At 70.3% G+C, this 13,786-nt stretch carries 12 protein-coding genes; 4 read left to right on the top strand and 8 right to left on the bottom strand.

What is annotated here, in order from left to right; all coding sequences use genetic code 11:
• Positions 1–27 precede the first annotated feature (27 nt).
• Complete coding sequence (locus tag EAH86_RS00730; protein WP_140736717.1) at positions 28–369, top strand: hypothetical protein; 342 nt, start codon at positions 28–30, stop codon at positions 367–369.
• A 9-nt stretch (positions 370–378) separates the two neighbouring features.
• Here EAH86_RS00730 and purH read toward each other — a convergent pair whose 3' ends face one another.
• The 3 genes from purH to EAH86_RS00715 form a co-directional block, all read right to left on the bottom strand.
• A complete protein-coding gene (gene purH, locus EAH86_RS00725; protein WP_140736716.1) occupies positions 379–2,037 on the bottom strand; it encodes a bifunctional phosphoribosylaminoimidazolecarboxamide formyltransferase/IMP cyclohydrolase in 1,659 nt (552 codons plus the stop codon).
• Positions 2,034–2,657 (bottom strand): phosphoribosylglycinamide formyltransferase, encoded by a 624-nt coding sequence (gene purN, locus EAH86_RS00720; protein ID WP_194150723.1) that lies wholly within the window; start codon positions 2,655–2,657, stop codon positions 2,034–2,036. The genes purH and purN overlap by 4 nt, the downstream gene beginning before the upstream one ends.
• A gap of 151 nt (positions 2,658–2,808) precedes the next feature.
• On the bottom strand, positions 2,809–4,044 hold the full coding sequence (locus EAH86_RS00715; protein WP_140736714.1) for a DUF6350 family protein: 1,236 nt from the start codon (positions 4,042–4,044) through the stop codon (positions 2,809–2,811).
• A 135-nt stretch (positions 4,045–4,179) separates the two neighbouring features.
• Between EAH86_RS00715 and EAH86_RS00710 the strand changes: the two genes are divergently transcribed.
• Complete coding sequence (locus EAH86_RS00710) at positions 4,180–4,734, top strand: RNA polymerase sigma factor (protein ID WP_241668108.1); 555 nt, start codon at positions 4,180–4,182, stop codon at positions 4,732–4,734.
• Positions 4,727–6,217, top strand: a complete 1,491-nt coding sequence (locus EAH86_RS00705; RefSeq protein ID WP_140736713.1) for a hypothetical protein — start codon at positions 4,727–4,729, stop codon at positions 6,215–6,217. Before EAH86_RS00710 ends, EAH86_RS00705 begins: the two co-directional genes overlap by 8 nt.
• 136 nt (positions 6,218–6,353) lie before the next feature.
• Here the strand turns inward: EAH86_RS00705 and sucD are convergent, their stop codons facing one another.
• The 4 genes from sucD to EAH86_RS00685 all read right to left on the bottom strand — a co-directional run bounded on the left by sucD (position 6,354) and on the right by EAH86_RS00685 (position 10,580).
• On the bottom strand, positions 6,354–7,244 hold the full coding sequence (gene sucD / locus EAH86_RS00700) for a succinate--CoA ligase subunit alpha (protein ID WP_140736712.1): 891 nt from the start codon (positions 7,242–7,244) through the stop codon (positions 6,354–6,356).
• A gap of 19 nt (positions 7,245–7,263) precedes the next feature.
• Positions 7,264–8,451, bottom strand: coding sequence for an ADP-forming succinate--CoA ligase subunit beta (sucC, locus tag EAH86_RS00695; RefSeq protein ID WP_140736711.1), 1,188 nt, complete (start codon positions 8,449–8,451; stop codon positions 7,264–7,266).
• 127 nt (positions 8,452–8,578) lie between these two features.
• Positions 8,579–9,592, bottom strand: coding sequence for a DUF3048 domain-containing protein (locus EAH86_RS00690; protein WP_140736710.1), 1,014 nt, complete (start codon positions 9,590–9,592; stop codon positions 8,579–8,581).
• Between the two features lie 16 nt (positions 9,593–9,608).
• Positions 9,609–10,580: a threonine dehydratase gene (locus EAH86_RS00685; RefSeq protein ID WP_140736709.1), complete on the bottom strand. Its 972-nt coding sequence runs from the start codon at positions 10,578–10,580 to the stop codon at positions 9,609–9,611.
• A 58-nt stretch (positions 10,581–10,638) separates the two neighbouring features.
• On the opposite strand from EAH86_RS00685, the gene EAH86_RS00680 reads away from it, so the two are divergent.
• Complete coding sequence (locus EAH86_RS00680; RefSeq protein WP_140736708.1) at positions 10,639–11,391, top strand: hypothetical protein; 753 nt, start codon at positions 10,639–10,641, stop codon at positions 11,389–11,391.
• Positions 11,392–11,536: 145 nt separating this feature from the next.
• Here the strand turns inward: EAH86_RS00680 and EAH86_RS00675 are convergent, their stop codons facing one another.
• Positions 11,537–13,600, bottom strand: a complete 2,064-nt coding sequence (locus tag EAH86_RS00675) for a M4 family metallopeptidase (protein ID WP_206665692.1) — start codon at positions 13,598–13,600, stop codon at positions 11,537–11,539.
• Positions 13,601–13,786 lie beyond the last annotated feature (186 nt).

Genomic DNA, 13,786 nt, shown 5'->3' with positions numbered 1-13,786 from the left:
GTGGCACCGCCCGACGGATGTCCGGACGTGCGCCTGGCGCCGGGAGCGGTGGCCACCTCGATCGCGTTCGGCTACGACGCGAAGGCGGTGGCGACCGGCGAGGGGGCCGGCGTTCGGCTGTGCCTCCAAGGCTTCCCGAACAAGTCGGTCGCCGTCACCGCACCGCCGGGCGTCGAGATTTCCCCGGCCACGCTCACGACCGGTGGCACGGGCAAGGACGTGCTGATGCTGACCGTCACGGCGAGATCCGGACCAGGTGGTGCCCTCGCGGTGCGGCTCGAGGATCCCAGTGGCCACGTCGCTGCTCGGTCAGCCGGCCCGTCGGTCGTCGTGGAGGGCACCACGTGGCGGTTGGTCAAGCAACCCTGAGAGGGTCGGTCAGTGGGCGAAGTGGCGGGTCCCGGTGAAGTACATCGTGACCCCAGCAGCCGCTGCCGCGGCGACGACCTCCTCGTCGCGCACCGACCCACCGGGCGCGACGACGGCGCGGGCCCCGGCGTCGAGCAGCACCTGCAAGCCGTCGGCGAACGGGAAGAACGCGTCAGACGCGGCCACCGCACCCCGGGCCCGGTCGGCGCCGTCGGCGTTGGCCCGTGACACCGCGAGGTGGCAGGAGTCGACCCGGTTGACCTGACCCATGCCGATGCCGACCGAGCCACCGTCCTTGGCGAGCAGGATGGCGTTGGACTTCACGGCACGCACGGCCCGCCACGCGAACTGGAGGTCGGCCAGGGTGGTCTCGTCTGCAGCCGCACCAGCGACCAGTCGCCAGCGTGACGCGTCGTCGCCACCCGGAGTCTCCCCCTCGACGACGGCGTCGATCCGGTCGGGCACCTGCACCAGCAGGCCGCCACTGATCGGCCGTGTCTCGATGGGGTCGCGGTGCGCCGCCATGTCGGCGGGGAGCAGGAGCAGGCGCCGGTTCTTCTTCTCCCGCAACACCTCCAGCGCGTCCTCGTCGAACGACGGGGCCGCGATGACCTCGCTGAAGGTGTCGTTGGCGGCGAGCGCCATGGCCTTGGTCACCGGACGGTTGGTCGCGATGATGCCGCCGTAGGCGGACACGGGGTCGCAGGCGTGGGCCGCGGCATACGCCTGCTCCACGGTGGCGCCGACGGCGATGCCGCAGGGATTGGCGTGCTTGATGATCGCCACGGTCGGCTGGTCGCCGTGGTCGTGCGCGGCGCGCACCGCCGCATCGGTGTCGATGTAGTTGTTGTAGGACATCTCCTTGCCGTGCAGCTGCTCCGCCGACGCGACGCCGGGCCGCCAGTGCGTGTAGAGCGCGGCCGGCTGGTGCGGGTTCTCGCCGTAGCGCAGCACATTCGCGCGCTGGAAGGTCGCCCCGGTCCAGGCCGGGAAGCCGGTGCCGTCACTGGTGTCGACGTAGGCGTTGCCCATCCAGTTCGCGACGGCGTTGTCGTAGTCAGCGGTGTGCACGAAGGCCTGGGCAGCCAGCCGCTTGCGCTCAGCGAGGGTGAAGCCACCGCCGGCGGCGGCCTCCAGCACAGAGGGGTATGCCGCGGGGTCGGTGATGACTGCGACGCTCGGGTGGTTCTTGGCAGCGGCCCGCACCATCGAGGGACCACCGATGTCGATCTGCTCGATGACCTCGTCAGGACCTGCGCCGGAGGCGACGGTCTCGCGGAACGGGTAGAGGTTGACCACGACCAGCTCGAACGGCTCCACCTCCAGCTCGGCGAGCTGGGCGAGGTGGTCCGCCTTGCGGGTGTCGGCCAGGATGCCGGCGTGCACGCGCGGGTGCAGGGTCTTGACCCGTCCCTCGAGGCACTCGGGGAAGCCGGTCAGCTCCTCGACCTTGGTCACCGGCAGGCCCAGCCCTTCGATGAGGGCGGCTGAGCCGCCGGTCGACACGAGCGCCACACCGGCCTCGTGCAACCCACGCGCCAGCTCCTCCAGACCGGTCTTGTCGTAGACGGAGACCAGGGCCCTGCGGATCGGCCGCCGACCGGGATCGGTCGAGGCGTCCGACGCTGCTGGGTCTGCGGTGGTGGCGGAGGCGGACTGCTCGGTCACGGAATGGTGGCCTTCCCATCGGAAACGGTGATTCCTTCGCGGGCCGCACGGCCCACGATCTCGACGAGCAGCGGGTGCTCGACAGCTTTGATGCGCTCGTGCAGCGACGCTTCGGTGTCGTCCGGGGCGACGGCGACGCGCGCCTGGGCGAGCACCGGCCCGGTGTCGACGCCGGCATCGACGACGTGGACGGTGCAGCCGGTCTCGGTGGCTCCCGCCGCGAGGGCGTCGCGCACCGCGTGGGCACCGGGGAAGTTCGGCAGCAGGGCCGGGTGGGTGTTGAGGACGGTCCAGCGGCCGAGCACCTCGGGTCCCAGCAGCTTCATGAAGCCCGCCGACACGACAAACGCGGGGGCGTGGTCACCGATCCGTCCGGTGAGCGCGGCATCCCACTCGGCCCGGGAGTCGTGGTCCTCGACCCGGCAGACGAACGCAGGGATCCCGGCGGCACCGGCGCGGTGCAGCCCGGTGATGCCGGCACGGTCGCCGCCGACGGCCAGGATCCGGACCCCGTAGGCCGGGTCGGCGGCGGCGTCGATGAGGGCCTGGAGGTTGGTGCCCGACCCGGAGACGAGGACGACGATCCCGGTCGGCTCGTGGGGTCCGGCAGGCGCAGTCACGCGGGAGACGATACCGAGCCGCGGTCGACCAACCGCAGCGGCGTCCACGACGACGTCCGTCGAGCAGGCATCGTGCGGCGCCGAGATCCCATCTCTCAGGCTCCAGAGTGCCCCGGAAGCCCGAGAGCTGGGATCTCGGCGAGGGACAGGCTCAGCGGCGCAGCTTCCAGCGGTCCCACGCCAGGACCAGCGCCGCGCCGATGCCGAGCTCGACGAGCAACGCCACGGTCAGCTTCCCCGCCGGGGCCCCGATGTCGGACAACCTCGCCATCCCGAGCGAGCCGCCGCCCAGGACGTCGAGCAGGCCGAGCGCCCCCGCAGCCACCACGACTGCCGTGCCTGCCACGGTCAGCTTGGTGCGTCCGGTCGACAGTCGGGCCACCGCTCGCAGTGACCGCCAGCCGACGTAGGCGCCCGCGGCGACGGGAAGCAGGACGACCACGGGCAGGATGCCGGGAAAGGCCCCCGGCTGCGGCAGCGCGCCGAACGCCGGGACCATCGGCAGCAACGAGGTGCGGCTGCCGGTCCAGGTGGCGGAGGCGCCCTCCACGGCGGAGAACCCGGTGCCGGCCAGGAAGGACACGGCCCACAGAGCCAGGTTGGGCAGCACGGACAGCTGGGCGAGGGCCAGCACCACGCCACCGACCAGGCCCGGGCGGAGCTCACCCTGGAGGTGGCTGACCCGGTCGAAGTGGAGCACCACGAAAAGACCGCAGATCAGCATGCCGATCCCGAGCAGGGCAGCAGCGCCTTCCAGCCCCGGCCGCAGCGCCCGGCGGACAGCATCGGGGAACCACGCTGGGCGACGCAGGCCGGGTCCGGCCAGCTGCGGCCGCCCCTTGACGAGCCGGCCCAAGGCAATCGCCACGGCCACCACCGGGACCACCACCACGGGAAGCACGAGCGTCCAGACGACCGGGCTCGGACCCGCCAGGAAGGCGACGAGCACCCAGAGGAGCGCGCACACGGCATACCCGGCAGCCCAGGCACCCAGCGCGAGCGCGAGAGGTCGGTGCAACGCGTCGCGAACGAGCACGATGGTGCGGGCGTCGGCAGCCTCGCGGGCCGCCCGGGTCGCCGCCCAGGAACCGATCGCGACACTGAGCGCCAGGGCGAGCAGCGGCACGACCGTGACGTGGGCGGCACCCAGGGTCAGGTGGGCGCCACCGGCGAGCAGCCACAGGCTGGCCCCGACGCCCAGCGAGCTGGTCCACGACACGGTGCTCTCCGACGCAGCCACCCAGACGAGCAGCGCGGGCAGGACGAACACGGTCGCCGAGCCGGCGGCCGCCAACACGCCGGCCACGAAAGCCCGCCGGGGCACAGCAGAGCCGGGGCCCCCGTCGGTCGACACGGTTCCCCCACGCAGCATTTCCATCACAGTCATCGCCGTTCCATCGTCGCCGACGAGCCGGACGCAGCCCGCGTGCAACGCCGGGCGCCCGCGAGAAATGTCCGAACGCGCCGCAACCCAACCTCGCGCGACCGCGTCTGCTGCGGTGTGATGGCAGTGGTGGTTCCGATGGGCGCCGTGGTCCGGATGGACACCGCGGTGCCGACCAGACAGGGGGTGGCGATGGGCGCGCAGTCCGCCGAGGCGGAGTTCGACGCGTTCTACCGCGACACCGCCCGTCGGGTGGTGCACCTCGTCTATGCCTTCACCGGTGACCTCACCGTGGCCCAGGACTCCACCCAGGAGGCCTACTCCCGCGCCTGGCAGCAGTGGTCGACGGTCCGCACCCACGACGACCCCCTCGCCTGGGTCCGCACCGTCGCCCGGCGGATCGCCATCTCGGGCTGGCGCAAGAAGACCAGCCAGGACCGCGCCTACGAACGGCACGGCGCCCACGACACGACCGGGCCACCCACCGAGGACCGGGTCGCCGTGGTCGCCGCCCTGCGGACCCTCCCCGAGCCGGTCCGCGAAGCCGTGACCATGCACTACATCGGCGACCTGAGCATCGACCAGATCGCCCACGAGACCAACACCCCCGCCGGCACCGTCAAGGCGCGCCTGCACCGGGGCCGCGCGCAGCTCGCGCTGGCCCTGCGGCACGAGGAGCATCCCGATGGCTGACCACGACGACTGGACGGCGGATGACGACGCCCAGCTGCGCGCTGCCCTGGGCTCCCTGCGTGCCGACGTCGAGGGTGCACCGCTGCCCGACGTCCGCTTCGTCAAGGCCAGGGGTATGGCGCGTCGTCGCCAGCGGCTGTTCAGCTGGACGGCGGCTGCTGCCGCCGCAGCGGTCGTGGTCGGGACCGTGGGCTACTCCCAGTTCGGTCGCGACGCCTCCCTGGAGACCCCACCCGCGACGCGGAGCAGCACGACCAGCGCAGCCCCCTCCCCCACGACCACCGACTCGATCGGCCAGCCGGGCGCGCTCCCCCTGCTCCAGGAGTGGACGCGCGCGCTGGATCTCAAGGGGACGGCGCGGATGACGACCCAGGACCCCAAGTCCGCCGACTGGGCATCCTTCGAGTGCCTCACGAGCATCCCCCAGGGGCAGAAGCTGCGACAGGAGGTCACCCTCGACGCCGGCGGCTTCCAGGGCGGTCAGACGCAGTTCGCGGTTTCGTCCAAGCTCCATCCGGACACCGTGGCCGAGGGAATCGCCTCCGACATCCGCCAGTGCCAGCAGGGGCCGGACTTCGCGGTGACCGGTGCGTCTCTAAGCGGAGACCTGCACGGCCCCTACCGGACGACCCAGATCTTCTCCTACACGGCGGGCGACGCAGGGTCCGGCTGGTTCGTCGTCGTCCCCGGCCCCTCGGACGTCACCTTGATCCAGATCATTGACGCCGCGCACCCGAAGTCGGTCTTCACCGTGGAGCAGGTCGTCGACCTCGCGCAGATCGCGAAGGACCGCCTCAAGTGGTACGGCTCGGGAGCCGCACCCACGACTCCAGCCACTACGACCAGCACGAGCTCCGGGCCGAAGGCGATCGACCAGGTCATGCAGATCACCGGACCCGCGCCCGTCCCCGCGTCGAAGTACTTCATCGCCGCCTCCCAGTGGAGCGACCCGCTGCTCGGACCGGGGGGAAAGACCTACGCGGGTCAGGGCAACCCCGGCGACACCCTCGGGGACATCGGGGTCTTCTGCGAGACCAAGGACTTCCTGTCGGGCTTCGGCGGCCGCCTCGGTGAGGTCGAGATCCAGAGCGGGCCCGGCGACGGCAACGTCATCGGCCACCAGCGGGTCCGCATCGACGACGCCGACACCAGCACGCCCGAGGGCGCCGCCCTGGCCAAGCAGTCCGTCACCAGCCAGCTGGCCCAGGAGGAGTCGACCCTGGTTAGGGGATGCACCGAGCCCGATGGGAAGGTCACCACGACCACCGGCCCGACCGACGGCACCTTCCTGCTGACCAAGAAGGTCACCGGTGACGCGTCCGGCACCGACTACCGCTGGGTCGGCGTGACCCCCTTGGCAACACCGGGCGCCTGGACGACGATCGTGTTCCACCAGACGAGTGACGGCCAGGGCTTCCAGGGAACGCCGAAGCAAGCGTTCGCCGAGCTGGACCGGCTGCTCGCCCTCGCCCGCCAGAAGTAACGAGTGTTTGAAGGATCTGCCACGTCAGGGCGTGGCGGATCCTTCAAACACTCGCAGCCCCACGGCATACCGCGGGATGCGCGAAGGCCGCCACCCGGAAGGGTGACGGCCGTCGCGGAACTCGTTGCGGCAGAAGCTACTTCTGCAGTTCCTTCATGATCTCGCGCATCAGGTCGGCGGTCGCGGACGGCGTCTTGCCGACCTTGACACCGGCGGCCTCGAGGGCCTCCTGCTTTGCCGCGGCCGTGCCGGCCGAGCCCGACACGATGGCGCCGGCGTGGCCCATGGTCTTGCCCTCGGGAGCGGTGAAGCCGGCGACGTAGCCGACAACCGGCTTGGTCACGTGGTCCTTGATGTAGGCCGCGGCCCGCTCCTCGGCGTCCCCACCGATCTCGCCGATCATGACGATCGCGTCGGTGTCGGGGTCCTTCTCGAAGGCCTCGAGGCAGTCGATGTGGGTGGTGCCGATGATCGGGTCACCGCCGATGCCGACCGCCGTCGAGAAGCCGAACTCCCGCAGCTCGAACATCATCTGGTAGGTCAGCGTGCCCGACTTGGAGACCAGGCCGATCCGTCCGGCCCCAGCGATGTTGGCGGGGATGATGCCGGCGTTGGACTTCCCGGGGCTGATCAGGCCGGGGCAGTTCGGCCCGACGATGCGGGTCGTCTTGCCCAGCGAGTAGTTGTAGAACTCCGCCGAGTCCTTGACCGCGATGCCCTCGGTGATGACGACGGCCAGCGGGATCTGCGCGTCGATCGCCTCGACCACGGCGGACTTCGCGAAGGCCGGGGGCACGAAGATGACCGACGCGTTGGCACCGGTCGCCTCGATGGCCTCGGCCACCGTGCCGTACACCGGGACCGAGACACCGCCGTCGAAGTCGACGGACGTGCCGGCCTTGCGCGGGTTCACGCCGCCGACGATCTGGGTGCCCGACGCGAGCATGCGCTGGGTGTGCTTCATGCCCTCGGAGCCGGTCATGCCCTGGACGATGACCTTGGAGTTCTCGTCAAGAAAAATAGCCATTGGTATGCCGTTCCTTCGGTCAGTTCGTCGCGGCCGAAGCCAGCTCGGCGGCCTTGCGGGCCGCGCCGTCCATGGTCTCTTCGATGGTCACCAGCGGGTGGTTGGCCTCGGCGAGGATGCGCCGGCCCTCCTCCACGTTGTTGCCGTCCAGCCTTACGACGAGCGGCTTGGTCGCCTCGTCGCCGAGGTTGTTCAGCGCGCCCACGATGCCGTTGGCCACCGCGTCGCAGGAGGTGATGCCGCCGAACACGTTGACGAACACCGACTTCACCTGCTCGTCGCCGAGGATGATGTGCAGCCCGTTGGCCATCACCTCTGCCGAGGCGCCGCCACCGATGTCGAGGAAGTTGGCCGGCTTGGGCTGGCCCGGGAACTCCTCGCCGGCGTAGGCCACGACGTCGAGGGTGGACATGACCAGCCCCGCGCCGTTGCCGATGATGCCGACCGAGCCGTCGAGCTTGACGTAGTTGAGGTTCTTCTCCTTGGCGGCAGCCTCGAGCGGGTCGGCCGCGGCCTTGTCCTCGAGGGCCTCGTGGTCGGGGTGGCGGAAGCCGGCGTTCTCGTCCAGCGTCACCTTGCCGTCCAGGGCCACGATGTCGCCGGCCTGGGTCTTGACCAGCGGGTTGACCTCGACGAGCGTCGCGTCCTCGTCGCGGTAGACGGTCCACAGGGACTGCAGGACGGGCACGATCTTGGCGCCGGTCTCGTCGTCGAAGCCGGCTGCGGACACGATCTCCTGCGCCTTGGCCTCGTCGATGCCGGTGTTGGGGTCGACCTCGATGCGGGCGAGGGCCTCGGGGCGCTCGACGGCGAGCTGCTCGATCTCCATGCCGCCTTCCTTGCTGCACATCGCCAGGTAGGTGCGGTTGGCGCGGTCGAGCAGGATCGAGAAGTAGTACTCCTCGGCGATCTGGGCGCCCTGGGCGATCATCACGGTGCCCACGGTGTGGCCCTTGATGTCCATCCCGAGGATCTGGCCGGCGAACTGCTCGGCCTCCTCGGCGGACTTGGCGACCTTGACGCCGCCGGCCTTGCCGCGGCCCCCGGTCTTGACCTGCGCCTTGACGACGGTCACGCCACCGCTCTTGGGGCCGATCTCCTCGGCGGCCGCACGGGCCTGCTCCGAGGTGGTGGCGACGGCACCGGCGAGCACCGGAACGCCGTGCGCCTCGAACATGTCTCGAGCCTGGTATTCGAACAGATCCACGTCTGACGTCCTCGTCTACGGATGGGTTTGGTTCGACGCCGAGACTAGTCCTGTCACGCCTGGCTGGCCCCCTGGGGTGCGGGCCGATGGGCCCAATGGGACCAATGTCACCAGGAGTGCATCCCCGTCAGCTGACCGTGACGCGCTGACCCGGTGCCACGAGGAGGACCCACACCGTGCCCGTCGGCGAGAACGTCAGTGGCTCCCCGCCTGCGGTGAACACCGTCGGAGCCGTGACGCCCTTGCGCGACCAGTCGCCCTGCCACACCTCACCGTCACGCAACACGGTCACCTTGCCCCTGCCGACCAGGTCCACGACGGGGGTGGGCTGGCCGTTCACGTCCCGGTTGCCTGACTTGTGCGTCGCGACGTACTGCACGACCACGGTGCCGGCGGAGTACTGGCGACCGCTCGGACTGACGTCGGGGCGTCCGTCGGTGGCGACGAGGTACTGCTTGCGCTTGGCGTTCCACGTCAGTGCGACCCGCGAGGACGGCCACTTCGCCGACACCGCCGTGGCCGCCGTGCCACCGCTGGTCGCCGCTCCGTAGCGGAAGCCGATGTCGGCCGGCTTGACGCTCCCACGGGCGCGCGCCAGGAGGGCCTTGGGCGTGCCGATGACGTTGTAGGGCGCGGGCCTGGAGCGGTCCCGGTGGTAGCCACGGGAACTCTGGTCGAAGCTGAGGTTCACCTGCTTGCCCCTGTCCAGGATCCGCTTGGAGTAGGCCGAGGAGCCCGAGAACGCCAGCGCCACCCTGCCGTAGTTGGCCACCAGGTCGACGTCGGACTCGCGGCCACTGCGGACCGGTCCCACCTCAGCGGGCTGCTTGCGGCTGAAGACAGCCAGCAGCCTGGTCAGCCCACCCTCGACGGGTTCGACGTAGACGACGTCGGCGGCGTCCAGGCCGATGCGCGGCCGGGCCGCCGACGTGTTGTCGATCTTGACGGCCAGGACCGGCCCACCAACCAGGGGAAGCGGACCGGTCGGCGTGGGGGTGGGTGTGGCCGTGTTCGACGTCGTCGTGGTGGTCGTCGGGGACGCGCTGGGCTGGTCCGCCGAGCAGGCCGTGGTGAGACCGACCAGCAGGAGGGTGGCACCGGCAACGGGCGCCGCCCACCGGCGCGGGGCACGGGAAGGCATGCAGGCGAGGATACGGCTACGGGGTCGGCGTCTCCCCGGACAACACGGTCCGCAGGATGTCGGCGTCGCAGTTGCCGCCGCTGAGGATGACGCCGACGCGACGACCCGCCTGCTGCTCGTGCTCGGAGAGCAGCCCCGCGAGGGCGATGGCGCCGGACGGCTCGGGGAGCTGGTGGGTGGTGCGCAGCAGGACCCGCATCGCCTCCGCGGTGCCGTCCTCGCCCACCCGCAGGATGCGGGAGACGCCGCGGACCATCTCCGCTACGGCGTCGGGCACCGGCGCGCGGCAGGCGACACCGTCGACGAACGTCGCCGCGTCGGGCGTGGTGACGACCCCACCAGCCTCGAAGGACAGCGCGGTCGCCGGCGCCTGGTCGGACACCACGCCGACGATCTCGGTCGGCAACCCCATCAGGTCACGAACACCGACCAGCCCGCAGATGCCCGAACCCATGCCGACGGGCACGTACACCACGTCGAGCGGGCCGGCCGCCTCAAACAGCTCGAGCGCATAGGTCCCCACGCCCACCACGAGGTCCGGGTGAAACGGGGGCACGGCCTCCAGACCCAGGTCCGTCTCCAGGCTCATGGCGTGCTCACGCGCCTCCTGGTAGTCCCGGCCGTGCACGATCAGCTCCGCCCCGAAGCCCCGCATCGCCGCGTTCTTGTCGGGGCTGTTGCCCTCGGGCACGACGATGACGACACGCAGGCCGGCGGCGCGACCGGCATAGGCCAGCGACTGGCCGTGATTGCCCCTGGTCGCGGAGACGAAGCCCTTCACCTCGGGCCGCTCACGAGCCGCCCGGTCCGCATAGACCAGACCCCCACGAACCTTGAAAGCGCCTGTGGGAGTGTGGTTCTCGTGCTTGACCCACACCTCCGCGCCGACGTGTTGGCTGAGCAACGGCCACTCGAGCTGGGCAGTCGCGGGGAAATGGCGACGCACCACGGTGGTCGCCGCGTCGAGCTCTGCGCGGGTGAACGACATGCCCGCAGTCTGCCCGAGGTGCGTGACGTGGGTGACCCTGGAGGGCAGCATGACCGGTATGCCGCGAATCGCACCACAGTCGGTGGCCGTCGCGGCGGGGGGACTCACGGTGCTCCTCGCCGGATGCACTGCAGACGACCCCACGCCCATCCCGACCGCATTGTCGAGCACCATCTCGCCTGCGGCGAGTCGGCTCACGATCCAGTACCTGGCCGACGACGGCTTCGTCGGCCTGGCCTTCGTGGAGCAAGGAGGCGCGGTGCTCGGCAAGACGAAGGGCGGTCACCTGACCACGGGGCACGGCAGGATGGGCAGTATGTCGCGAACCTCCTTGCCGCCCCTGCTCACGGCACCCCGCGCCGTCCTTCCCTGGGTCGCCCTCGCCGTGGGGGTGTTGACGGCCTGCGGGTCGAACGACCCACAGCTCCCGACCGCGCCGTCGACGACCACGACCAAGCAGGCGAGCTTCCCCCTCACCGTGAGCAGGCTGGGTGGGGTTGCCGGGTTCACCGACAACCTGTCGATCCAGGACGACGGCGGGGTGCTGGCCACCACCAAGAAGGGCCAGGTGACCTGCACGATCGACAAGGCCAGCCTGGCCGTCCTCAACGACGCCGCACTCCAGGTCCACGACACCGACCAGCCGACCGCACCGGCCTCGCGTCCAGCCGACTACATGATCGTGATGTTCGGCGCCGGCACCGGCCTGCTCTCGGTCCACGACCCGCGGGTCGTCAAGGCCGAACCAGTCGTCAACCAGCTGCTGGCCGACATCACCGGCCCTGCTGCCGGTCGCAAGATCTGTACCTAGCCAACAGGTAGCGGCAGGTCGCGGACTGGAGGTGGTCCGCGGCCTGCCGCTGGTCAGCGGGTCCTGCTCGCCTTCGGCGATGTCCTCCGTCACAGGGCGAAGCCGGGCCAGCGCTCAGGGGGAGCGCCGGCCCGGCTCCGGTCTGCTAGCTGGTGGCCAGCGCGGTGTCGTCGACCACGAAGGACGTCTGCAGCGACGAGTCCTCGTTCATCAGGAACTTCACCGTGATCGTCTTGCCCTTGTAGGCCAGGACGTTGAACGACTTCTGCGTGTAGGTCGCGTTCGGGCCCACGTTGGAGTACGTGGCCAGGGTGGTCGTCGTCGCTCCGTCGACCACCTGCACCTTCATCGTGTCGTAGGCCGTGCTGCCGGACTCAGCGGTGTCGGTCCGAAGCCAGAACGACAGGGTCGCAGCGGTCACGGTCGACGGGATCGCGACGCTCTGCTGGACCGTCTCGGTCGTCGTCGTGCCGTTGCCGCCCAGCCATGCCTTCCAGCTACCGGTACGAGCCGGACGGCCGGTGTTGTTGGTGATCGGGCCGGCGGTACCGGTCCAGTTCACGGCGCCGGACTCGAAGCCCGGGTTGAGCAGCAGGTTGCCGGCCGGCGGCGGGGTGGTCCCACACGTCTCGGACCCAGCCGGAACCGCGATCGCGGTGAAGGCTGCAGCGACAGCCGTGCAGGTGGCGCTGGTCGCACCGTAGAGCTCCTTGGCCGAGGCGATGGCGCCGTTGCGGGCCGCGGCGTAGTTGCTGTTGCTGGTCAGCTTGGTCGAGAGCGTGCGGTACCAGACCTTCTCGATGTTGGCGCGGCCAGCACCCGTCACGGCGGGGGCGGTGCCACAGACCGGGCTGTTGTAGGCGACGCCGTTGATCGTCTTGGCGCCACTGCCCTCGGAGGCCAGGTAGAACCAGTGGTTGAGCGGGCCCGAGGAGTAGTGCGGGTTGAGCTGGCCGAGGGTCGAGGACCAGCAGTCCTTGGACGCGCCGTCCTTGCTCGGCTTGTCCATGTAGCGCAGCGGCGTCCCGTTGCCGTTGAGGTCGATCTCCTCACCGATGAGGTAGTCGCCGGGGTCGCTCGGGTTGTTGGCATAGAACTCGACAGCGGTGCCGAAGATGTCGGACGTCGCCTCGTTCAGGCCGCCCGCGTCACCGCTGTAGACCAGGGCCGCGGTGTTCTCGGTGACACCGTGGGACATCTCGTGTCCGGCCACGTCGATCTCGGTCAACGGGGCCGCGTTGCCCGCACCGTCGCCGTAGGACATCTGGCTGCCGTCCCAGAAGGCGTTCTCCATCGCGTTGGCGAAGTGCACACGGGACGGAGCGCCGCGGCCGTCGTTCCAGATGCCGTTGCGACCCAGGATGTTCTTGTAGTAGTTGAACGTCGTCGTGGCGCCGTAGTGGGCGTCCACGGCGGCCGAGGCGCGGTCCGAGACCGCCCCGTTGCCCCAGGCGTCGTCGGAGTCGAGGAACAGGTTGCCCGCGGGGCCGACGCCGGTGTTCGGGTCTCCCTGGTTGAGGGCGTCGCGCGTGTTGTTGCCGTGGGTGTCGGTCAGCTCGTAGCCACCCCCGGTGTGCGCCTTGGTCTCGAGGGTGGCGTTGTAGAAGATGCCGTCGCCGGTGCCGGTCTGGACCTCGTCGTAGCTGATGAGGGTGGCGCCGGACTTGGCGTCCACGAGGGTGTGCAGTCGCGAGGGCACCTGGTCGGCGCGAACGCTCTTGACCAGCACGTCATAGGCCAGGACGGGCTTGGCTCCGCCAGCCCACACGACCAGCTCGCCGGACGGGGACTCGGTCTGCTTGCCCGCGGACCGGCCCTCGGAGATGGCCTTGGTGCGCGTCACCGTCGGTGTCGTCGAGGCGACAGCCACCTTGCCGGAGGCGTTGTAGTGCACGCTCTTCTCCTGGCCGGCTGCGGTCTTCTCGACGATGAGGTCGCCACCGACGACGCGCAGGCCCTTGAAGGTGCGGTCGTAGCGGACGTGCTGGGTGCCGTTCGCGTCGGTGAGGACGTTGCGCACGATGAGCTTCTCGTCGTTGGACAGGCCGAGCGCCGCGTGGTCCTTGTCGGCGCCCGACTGTGCTGCGGAGACGCTGGCCGGGGCGTGGGTCGATGCGGACTGGGGAGCGGCTGACGCTGCGGACAGTGGGGTGGCCACGGCCGCGATGACTGCGACGCCAAGTGCGGCGCCGGTAGACAGTCGGATCACGAAAATCCTCTTCTCGGACATGCGCAGGTGTTGTTGCCCGCGCTTGGTGTGGCGTCGATTCCCCCTCCAGGGACGGCTCAGGGTTGCCGTGGGCTTCGCGCCGCCCTGACCTAACCCGTCGCCGGATCAGCCGGTCAATGAATCTTGCGAAGACTTTGCCAAATGCGTGGGAACCTGCGGATTGGT

Origin of the sequence: Pedococcus bigeumensis, assembly GCF_006438965.1 — a bacterium.
GTDB lineage: Bacteria > Actinomycetota > Actinomycetes > Actinomycetales > Dermatophilaceae > Pedococcus > Pedococcus bigeumensis_A.
Note: the sequence above shows the minus strand (reverse complement) of the source record. Positions and strands in the feature narration are given on the sequence as shown.

Coding starts and splice junctions, on each gene's coding strand:
- EAH86_RS00715 (WP_140736714.1), bottom strand. CDS start 4,044: ATGACTGTGATGGAAATGCTGCGTGGGGGAACCGTGTCGACCGACGGG.
- EAH86_RS00710 (WP_241668108.1), top strand. CDS start 4,180: ATGGGCGCCGTGGTCCGGATGGACACCGCGGTGCCGACCAGACAGGGG.
- EAH86_RS00705 (WP_140736713.1), top strand. CDS start 4,727: ATGGCTGACCACGACGACTGGACGGCGGATGACGACGCCCAGCTGCGC.
- sucD (WP_140736712.1), bottom strand. CDS start 7,244: ATGGCTATTTTTCTTGACGAGAACTCCAAGGTCATCGTCCAGGGCATG.
- EAH86_RS00690 (WP_140736710.1), bottom strand. CDS start 9,592: ATGCCTTCCCGTGCCCCGCGCCGGTGGGCGGCGCCCGTTGCCGGTGCC.
- EAH86_RS00685 (WP_140736709.1), bottom strand. CDS start 10,580: ATGTCGTTCACCCGCGCAGAGCTCGACGCGGCGACCACCGTGGTGCGT.
- EAH86_RS00680 (WP_140736708.1), top strand. CDS start 10,639: ATGCCGCGAATCGCACCACAGTCGGTGGCCGTCGCGGCGGGGGGACTC.